Origin of the sequence: Streptomyces albus subsp. chlorinus, assembly GCF_013302895.1 — a bacterium.
In the GTDB taxonomy this organism is placed as follows: Bacteria; Actinomycetota; Actinomycetes; order Streptomycetales; family Streptomycetaceae; genus Streptomyces; species Streptomyces chlorinus.
The window spans coordinates 5,185,230-5,186,834 of sequence record NZ_VJOK01000001.1 but is presented as its reverse complement, the minus strand read 5'-3'; the positions used below and the strand labels follow the sequence as shown (position 1 = coordinate 5,186,834).

At 76.1% G+C, this 1,605-nt stretch carries 2 pseudogenes; both read right to left on the bottom strand.

The annotated features are described in order from the left end of the window. Positions 1 to 291: pseudogene (locus tag FM076_RS22800) on the bottom strand (hypothetical protein); the annotation flags it as partial. A 512-nt stretch (positions 292 to 803) separates the two neighbouring features. Then, positions 804 to 1,605 (bottom strand): annotated as a pseudogene (locus tag FM076_RS22795) (tetratricopeptide repeat protein); the annotation flags it as partial.

Sequence of the window (1,605 nt, the reverse complement as noted above, 5' to 3'; positions counted from 1 at the left end):
CGCGGCCTCCAGCGCGCGGGCCAGCCAGTTGCCGACGGCGGGATAGCCCAGCACCGTGCGCGCGGCGTCGGCGTCGTGCTGTTCGGCCTCCTCCAGCAGCGCCCAGTGCGCGCTCAGGGCGCGGGCGGCCTCCTCGGGCAGCCGGCCGCGCTCGGCGCGGGTCAGCAGCGTCTTGAGCAGCACCAGGCGCCTGCTGTGCAGCCAGGCGGCCAGCGCCGCCGCCTCGCCCGGCGTGGGCCGGGTCTCCCCCATGCGGCGCAGCTGGGCCGCCGGTATGTCAAAGGGGTTCATGGCGGCCCGCACGTGTGCTCCCCGGGCCGTGGGCGCGGGCGCGGAACGGGGTGTTCTGCGCCACGCCGGAGATTGACCGGATCACGCCCTACCCCCGCCTGCCGGGACGCCGTTCACCCGGGCGACACCTGGACTCCGTCTGCCCCCTCCACCGCCGTTGGTGCCGGAGGACCGCCACACCCGCGACAGTTCGCCAGGGGCGCGCAGGGCACTCTCCACGGCAGCCGTGACGGCGGGATCGTCGCAGGTCCTGAGCGCGCGCAAGGAGAGGCCCGTCAGATCGGGCAGGGGCGGCGGCAGTGCGGCGTCGGTCGGACGGCCCGGGCTGCGGGACGTGCCATCGGTCCGCTTCGGCACGCTTTTCTCCTCCCTAGAACCCCGCCCGGGGGCGGTCATCACGGATGATGTCTCTTTCCCGGGGCAGGTAACCGGAAACACGTTCGCACGTGGCGGCCGTCGCATTCGGCCGGTCCCCCTACGCCTGCCCGAACGCCCGGGTACTGCACCTGTGTTCACCGGGCCAATTCGGCCACCTTGTCCCTGGTGGCGCGGACCTCGTCCCAGGGGACCTCCCTCAGGTGGCCGGCCAGCAGCTGCCACTCGGCCTCCGCCGCGCGGTAGTCGGCCAGCGCGTCCTCGCGGCGGCCCTGCGCGCGGTGGAAGTCGCCGCGCGCGTGCAGCACCCGGGCCACCGTGACCGAGCCGTGCTCATGGACACCCGCCGCCTCCTCCAGCGCGCTGGTCAGCTCGGCACCCGCCTGCTGGGACTGCGGGGAGCCCGCCGGGAAGAGCGCACGGGCCCGGCCCAGCAGCAGCCACGCCTGCGCCCGGCTCTCCGCGTCGGCGGCGGTGCGGGCCGCCTGCTCCAGCAGATGGCAGCCCTCGTACAGATCGGGACGGAACCCCTCACGGTCGTAGCGCAGCAGCAGGGCGCGGCCCAGCAGCAGCGCCGCCCGGGCCACCACCGGGCTGGCGGAGGGGGCACGGGTGAGGGCCTCGCGCAGGATGCCCTCGGCACGGGAGAGGTCCTCCGCGTCGGTCAACAGCATCTCGCCCCATTCGGTGAGCAGTTCGCCGCGCTGGGCGCTGTCGCGGGTGGTGAGCCGCTCGGCCTCCGCGTACGCCTCGGCCGCCGCCGGCCAGTCCCGCAGCTCCCGCAGCACCCTGGCGCGCTCCCGGGCACAGCGCAGCCGCAGCCCCGTCCGCTCCCCCGCAGCGGCCCGCGCCTCCTCCAGCGTGGCCAGGCGCTCCCGGGGCGGGGCGCCGCTCAGCCGCAGCGCGGAGGCGAGGTCGAGCAGCGCGGCGCTGCGCTGG